Origin of the sequence: Phenylobacterium sp. (assembly GCF_016793285.1) — a bacterium.
Taxonomy (GTDB): domain Bacteria; phylum Pseudomonadota; class Alphaproteobacteria; order Caulobacterales; family Caulobacteraceae; genus Phenylobacterium.
The window spans coordinates 34,577-41,703 of the sequence record NZ_JAEUMO010000043.1 but is presented as its reverse complement, the minus strand read 5'-3'; the positions used below and the strand labels follow the sequence as shown (position 1 = coordinate 41,703).

At 69.7% G+C, this 7,127-nt stretch carries 6 protein-coding genes; all 6 read right to left on the bottom strand.

What is annotated here, in order from left to right:
- The coding region (flhA, locus tag JNL41_RS04975; RefSeq protein ID WP_293473167.1) for a flagellar biosynthesis protein FlhA at positions 1-1,963 on the bottom strand (1,963 nt) is incomplete at its 3' end.
- A 7-nt stretch (positions 1,964-1,970) separates the two neighbouring features.
- Entirely contained in the window at positions 1,971-3,338 is a 1,368-nt protein-coding gene (locus tag JNL41_RS04970) for a sigma-54 dependent transcriptional regulator (RefSeq protein WP_293473166.1), read from the bottom strand.
- 27 nt (positions 3,339-3,365) lie between these two features.
- Positions 3,366-3,698 carry a flagellar motor switch protein FliN gene (fliN, locus tag JNL41_RS04965; RefSeq protein WP_293473165.1) on the bottom strand — a complete coding sequence of 111 codons (333 nt, stop codon included), beginning with the start codon at positions 3,696-3,698 and terminating at the stop codon, positions 3,366-3,368.
- 4 nt (positions 3,699-3,702) lie between these two features.
- Positions 3,703-4,350, bottom strand: coding sequence for a flagellar assembly protein FliH (locus JNL41_RS04960; protein WP_293473164.1), 648 nt, complete (start codon positions 4,348-4,350; stop codon positions 3,703-3,705).
- On the bottom strand, positions 4,350-5,381 hold the full coding sequence (fliG, locus tag JNL41_RS04955) for a flagellar motor switch protein FliG (protein WP_293473163.1): 1,032 nt from the start codon (positions 5,379-5,381) through the stop codon (positions 4,350-4,352). Before fliG ends, JNL41_RS04960 begins: the two co-directional genes overlap by 1 nt.
- Positions 5,381-7,039 carry a flagellar basal-body MS-ring/collar protein FliF gene (fliF, locus tag JNL41_RS04950; RefSeq protein ID WP_293473162.1) on the bottom strand — a complete coding sequence of 553 codons (1,659 nt, stop codon included), beginning with the start codon at positions 7,037-7,039 and terminating at the stop codon, positions 5,381-5,383. Before fliF ends, fliG begins: the two co-directional genes overlap by 1 nt.
- Between the last annotated feature and the right edge of the window lie 88 nt (positions 7,040-7,127).

Genomic DNA, 7,127 nt, shown 5'->3' with positions numbered 1-7,127 from the left:
GCAGGACCGGGGAGTCGCCGGCGAGCGCGGCGCGTTCGAAGGTCTCGCGGATGCCGCGGATGAAGTCCTGCAGGCGCGAGGGGGCCAGCGCGAGCTGCTTCTCGTCGCCGGCGCCCACCAGGGCGTCGGCGAAGGCGTTCTCCCACTCGGCCGAGAGCGTGACGATCGGCAGCGCGCCGTCGTCGCCGCGGTAGGCGTAGCAGAGCTGGCGGGCGAGCTTGGCGCGGACCTGCTCGACCAGCAGCGTGATCGAGCTGGTGTGCGGCGCGGCCTCGCCGATGCCTTCCAGGATGGCGCCCAGGTCGCGGATCGAGACCCGCTCGCGCAGCAGCGCCTGCAGCACGCGCACGACCGTCGTGGCGGTCACCACGTTGGGGATCAGGTCCTCGGAGAGCTTCTTCTGCTCGGCCGGCAGGTCGCGGATCAGCTTCTGGACCTCGGCGTAGGTGAGCAGGTCCGGCATGTTCTCCTTGAGGATCTCGGTCAGGTGCGTGGTGAGCACGGTGGCCGGGTCGACGATGGTGTAGCCGCGGAACGTGGCCTCCTCGCGCATGGCGTCGTCGATCCATGTGGCGGGCAGGCCGAACGCCGGCTCCTTCACGTGCTCGCCGGGCAGGTCCACCTGGCCGCCGCGCGGGTCCATGGCCATGAGCTGGCCGATGCGCACCTCGCCCGAGCCGGCCTCCATTTCCTTGATCCTGAGCGCGTAGCCCATCGAGGCCAGGCGCATGTTGTCCAGGATGCGGACCGACGGCATCACGAAGCCGAAGTCGGCGGCCAGCGTGCGCCGCAGCGCCTTGATCTGGTCGGTGAGCCGGCGGCCCTCCAGGTCGTTGATCAGCGGCAGCAGGCCATAGCCGAGTTCGATCTTGATCTCGTCGATCGCCAGGGTCTGCGAGATCGGCTCCTCGACGTCCTCCTGCGGGGCGGCGGCCTCGATGACGACCGGCTCTTCCTTCTTGTTCGCGCGGCGCCACGCCAGCATCCCCGCGCCGACCGAGACGGCGGCGAACGGGATGATCGGCATCCCCGGGATGATGGCCAGCACGCCCGAGGCGGCCGCCACCATGCCCAGGCTGATCGGGTTGGTGGCGAGCTGGGTGACCAGCGCCTGGTCGGCCGAGCCTTCGACGCCGGCCTTCGACACCAGGAAGCCCGCGGCGATCGAGATGATCAGGGCCGGGATCTGCGAGACCAGGCCGTCGCCGATCGACATGATGGTGTAGGTCGAGAACGCCTGGCCGATCGGCACGCCATGCTGCAGGACGCCGATCAGGATGCCGCCGACGATGTTGATCGCCAGGATCACCAGGCCGGCGACGGCGTCGCCGCGGACGAACTTCGAGGCGCCGTCCATGGCGCCGAAGAAGGTCGATTCCTGCTCCAGCTCCTTGCGGCGCTTCTTGGCCTCGTCCTGTTCGATCAGGCCGGCCGACAGGTCGGCGTCGATCGCCATCTGCTTGCCGGGCATCGAGTCGAGGGTGAAGCGCGCCGCGACCTCGGCGATCCGCCCCGAGCCCTTGGTGATGACGACGAAGTTCACCACCACCAGGATCGCGAACACGATCAGGCCGATGGCGAAGTTGCCGCCCATCATCAGCTTGCCGAACGCCTCGATGACGTGCCCGGCCCCGTGGGCGCCCTCGTGGCCGTGGCCGAGGATCAGCCGGGTGGTCGTGATGTTCAGCGCGAGCCGGTACAGCGTCGCCACCAGCAGCACGGTCGGGAACGCCGTGAAGTCGAGGACCCGCTTCATCAGGATCGCGGTCATCAGGATCAGGATCGACGAGGCGAGCGAGATCGAGAGGAACACGTCCAGCAGGAAGGACGGGATCGGCAGGATCATCAGCACGACGACGCCGATCACGCCGACGGCGAGGAGCACCTCGCCGCGCGACAGCCAGCCCACCACGTCGCGCGCGGTGGGGGCGTTCGAGACGCGTGGTGTGCTGACGTCGGTCATCGGGAACTCAGGCCGCGCTGGCGCCCATCTGCGGCGCCGGCACCGCGACGCCCGCCTCGGTGTACTCCTTCAGCTTGTTGCGCAGCGTCCGGATCGAGATGCCGAGGATGTTGGCGGCGTGCGTGCGGTTGCCGAAGCAGTGCTCCAGCGTCTCCAGGATCAGCGTCTGCTCCATCTCGGCGACCGTCTGGCCGACGAACGAACGCGTGGCCGTCTCGGCGGCCGCGGCGGCGGCCTGGGCCGTGCGGGCGCCCGCGTCGGCCGGCGCCAGGGGCTGGCCGTCGGGCAGGCGGATGGCGGTCTCGTCGATCTCGGGGCCGACCGTGAGCAGCACCGCGCGGTGCATGGCGTTCTCGAGTTCGCGCACGTTGCCGGGCCAGCGGTGGGCGGCCAGGCGGCGCCGGGCTTCGGCCGACAGCGGCCTGTCGGCCACGCCGTTGGCGGCGGCGTACTTCTTCGCGAAGAACTCCGCCATCGCGAGCACGTCGCCCGGACGTTCGCGCAGCGGCGGCAGGCGCAGGTTCACGACGTTCAGGCGGTAGAGCAGGTCCTCGCGGAAGGTCCCGTCCTTCACGGCCTGGGCCAGGTCGCGGTTCGAGGTGGCGAGGATGCGGATGTCGACCCTGACCGGCTTGGCGCCGCCGACGCGGTCGATCTCGCGCTCCTGGATGGCGCGCAGCAGCTTGGCCTGCAGGCGCGCGTCCATCTCGCTGATTTCGTCCAGGAGGAGGGTGCCGCCGTTGGCTTCCTCGAACTTGCCGATGCGCCGCGCCATGGCGCCGGTGAAGGCGCCCTTCTCGTGGCCGAACAGTTCGCTCTCGAGCAGGTTCTCCGGGATCGCGGCGCAGTTGACGCTGATGAACGGGCGGCTGGAGCGGCGAGACTTCTGGTGGACGTAGCGGGCCACCACTTCCTTGCCCGAGCCGCTCTCCCCGGTGATCAGGATCGAGGCGTCGGACGGGGCGACCTGGTCGGCGAGCTGGATCACCGCCTGCATCGACGGGTCGCGCACCACCATCGGGCGGTTGTCGTCGCTGACGGCGCTCAGGACCGCCGCGATCAGCTCGGCTTCCGGCGGCAGCGGGATGAACTCCTTCGCGCCGGCGCGGATGGCGTCGGCCGCCCGCTTCGGGTCGGCGGCGATGCCGCAGGCCACCACCGGCACATGGATCCGTTCCAGCTCGTTCGAGGCGATCAGCCCCGCGATGTCGAGGTCATAGTCGACCATCAGCAGGTCCGCGCCCTGGCCGGCGCGCAGCGCGTGCGTGGCGGCCTCCGTGTTCTCCACGTGGCTGACCTTGGCGCCCGCGCTCATCGCCATCTTCACGGCGGTGGAGAGCTGTCCGCTCAGTTTTCCGACGACCAGAAGCCGCATTCCCGTAACTCCCTCGCACGCTCAGGCTCAGGCCTGAGAGTCGCCGTCCTTGATGATTTCCGTCATGGTCACGCCCAGCCGCTCGTCGACGATCACGACCTCGCCGCGCGCCACCAGGCGGTTGTTCACGTAGATGTCGATCGCCTCGCCGACCTTGCGGTCCAGCTCCAGCACCGAGCCCTGGCTGAGCTGCAGGAGCTGCGCCACCGACATGGTCGAACGGCCGAGCACCGCCGAGATCGCCACCGGCACGTCGAAGACGGGCGCCAGGTCGCCGGCGGTCTTGTCCTCGCCGATGGATTCGGCCAGCGCCCCTTCCTCCGGGGCGAACTCGTCGAGTTTCAGGTCGTCTTCCGACATGGTCCTAGCTTTCTGAACCGGGGATCAGGGGCTCGGCGTGGAGGCCCTCGGCGGCGAGCGCCGCCGTGAGGGTCTGGGCCACGCGCTCGGCGGCCGCGGCCGGGTCGAACGCGGCCTGGCCGTCGCCGAAGTCGAGGGTGAAGGCGTGGGGGCCGAACGCGCCGTCGGGCTTGACCATCACGGCGCCCTCGAAGCCCAGGTTGCGGGCGGCCTCTTCCAGCACGCCCTTGAGCGTGTCGGCCAGCGCGGGGTCGGCCGAGACCACCAGGCGCGGGCTGGCGTCGATCTCGCGGGCCAGGGTCTCGAGCGCGGCCAGGACGGGCGCTTCGGGAAACCGGGTCAGGGCCGCATCGGCGATGGCGCGGGCGCAGGCGATGGCGAGCGCCGCCGAGCCCTGCCGGTGTTCGTGCGCGACCTCGGCGAGGCGCGGCAGCGCCTGGCCGCAGGCGGCGGCGATCTGCGCCAGCGCGTTGGCCTGCTGGGCCGCGACGGAGGCCAGGGCTGCGCGCTCGCCCTCGGCGCGGGCGGCCGCGCGGATCTGCTCGACCTCGTCGGCCGGGAACAGGCGCTTCGGACGCGGCGAGGCGACGGCCACCCCGCCGCCGGCGTCGAACTCGGTGTCGAAGCTGAATTTCGCGTGCGCTTCCGACATCAGTAGACGAGCTCGTCGTCGGAGTTGGCGCCGGCCAGCATGATCTCGCCCTTGTTGGCGAGGTCCTTGGCGACCTGGACGATGGTCATCTGGGCCTGGTCGACGTCGCGCAGGCGGACGGGGCCCATGCTCTCCATGTCTTCGCGCATGATCTTCGAGGCGCGTTCCGACATGTTGGAGAAGAACATTTCGCGCAGGCTGTCCGAGGCGCCCTTCATGCCGAGCGCCAGTTGGTCCTTCTCGACCGAGCGCAGCAGCGTCTGCACGCCGCCCGGATCCAGCTTCGACAGGTCCTCGAACACGAACATGAGGGCCCGGATGCGTTCGGCCGCCTCGCGGTTGCGTTCTTCCAGCGCGGTGATGAAGCGGCTCTCGGTCTGGCGGTCGAAGGCGTTGAAGATGTCGGCCATCATCTCGTGGCTGTCGCGCTTGGACGTCCGCGCCAGGTTCGACATGAACTCGTTGCGCAGCGTCAGCTCGATCTTGTCCAGGATCTCCCGCTGCACCGGCTCCATGCGCAGCATCCGCATGACGCACTCCAGCGCGAAGTCCTCGGGCAGCGAGGCCAGCACGCGCGCGGCGTGCTCGGACTTGATCTTCGAGAGCACCACCGCGACCGTCTGCGGGTATTCGTTCTTCAGGTAGTTCGCGAGCACGGCCTCGTTCACGTTGCCGAGCTTGTCCCACATGGTGCGGCCCGCCGGACCGCGGATCTCCTCCATCAGGGCGTCGACCTTCTCGCCCGGCATCATCGAGGTCAGCAGCTTCTGGGTCTGTTCGAACGACCCCATGATCGAGCCCGTGCCGGCGGCGCCTGAGACGAATTCGACCAGCAGGTCTTCGACCACCTGGGCGGTGACGTTGCCGAGGCTGGCCATGGCCTGGGAGATCTCCTTGATCTCCTCCTCGTCGAGGCTCTGCCAGACGTGGGCGTGCTCCTCGCCGAGCGCCAGCAGCACCACTGCGCACTTCTCCGCGCCGCTCAGGCGCGAGACGTCGACGATGTTCTTGGAGTTCGCGCGCGGGGCCATCAGTTCGTCTCATGCAGCCAGCCGCGGAGGATCGCGACCGACTCGGCGGGGTGGTGTTCCACGAACTCGGCGACCTTCTTGACCGAGCTCACGCGGACCGGGCCATCGACGCGGGACATGTCCATGCGGGCGCCGTCTTCCCCCGGCCCGGTCAGGGCGGCGACGGGCGACATGCTGCCGTCCGCCGCGATGGCCATCTGCTGGCCGTCCGGAGTGACCATGATGCGGGTCACCGGGGGCGGGCCGGCCGTCTGCGGCGCGCCCTTCTTGCCCTTCTTGCCGCCGCCCCCGCCACCGCCGCCGACCAGGGGGCGGGCGACGAAGAAGATCATCAGGATCCCGACGATCGCCAGCACGGCCAGTTCGACGGCGCGCATGATGTCGTTCTTGTCGAAGCCCATCAGCGGGTTGGTCGCCTCGACCCCGCCTTCGTCGGCGACGGTCGGGAAGCGCACGTTGATGACGCTGATCTGGTCGCCGCGGTCCTGGTTGAAGCCCACGGCCGAGCGCACCAGTTGCTCGATCTGCTGCATCTCCTGGGCCGAGCGCGGCGTGTAGGCGCCGGGCTTGCCGTCCTTGCCGGGGGCGCCGGTCGCGCCGTCGACGGCGACGGCCACCGAGAGGCGCTTCACCGTGCCCGGCTCCTCGACCTTCGTCGTGACGGTCTTGGAGATCTCGTAGTTGGTGGTCGAGTCGGTGCGGCCGCTGGTGGACGAGTTGTTGTTCTCGTCCGAGCCCGAGCCGCCGGGGATGTTGGCGGCCACCGAGGCGGCGCCCGAGCCGGCGGAGTCGTTCTCGCGGGCGTTCTCTTCGGCCGTAGATTCCGAACGGATCACCTGGCCATCGGGATCGAACTTCTCTTCCTGCGTCGTGACGCGGGCCAGGTCGAGGTCGGCGGTGATGTTCACCCGGGCCTTGCCGGCGCCGACGATCCCCTCGACGAGGGTCTTCACCTGCTTGGCGATGCGCTGCTCGACCTCGGACTTGCGGCCGTCGGCCTCGGCGGCCATGCCGGTGTCGCCGCCCGAAAGCGTCTTGGCGTGCTGGTCCACGACGGTCACGCGGTCGGGCTTCAGGTTCGGCACTGCGCCGGCGATCAGGTTCTGGATGGCGCGGACCTGGTCGGCGCCCGGCTCGCGGCCGCCGATCGCGATGGTGACCGCTGCGCTGGGCTGCTCGGCCTCCTCCTCGAACAACTGGCGCTTCGGCAGCACCAGATGCACGCGGGCCGAGGAGATGCCGTCGAGGCTGCGGATGGTGCGCGCCAGTTCGCCCTCCAGGGCGCGCTGGCGGTTCAACTGCTGGACGAAGTCGGTCTGGCCCAGCGCATTGGCTTCGTCGAAGATCTCGTAGCCGACCGAGCCCGCGGTCGGCAGGCCCTTGCCTGAGAGCATCAGGCGGGTCGACGCCACCTCGTCGCGCGGCACCAGGATGGTCGAGCCGTCGCCTTTCACCTCGTACTTCACGCCGGCCTGGTCCAGCGCGGTGGTGATGGAGCCGGCTTCCTTCAGGTCCAGGTTCGAGTAGAGCAGGGCCTTGGGCTGGCCGAGGTTCATGAAGATCGCGGCGAACACGGCCACCAGGCCCGCGCCGATGCCCAGGATCGCGGCCAGGCGGCCGATCCCGAACTTCTGCACCATGGCCGTGAACTGGTTCAAACCGTCCGCCCCCGTCAACGCAAGGGCGCGCCGACTCAACGCGACCCCGCCCCCTCTGGTAGGCAGGAATTTCCCAGTCCTTGGTTAA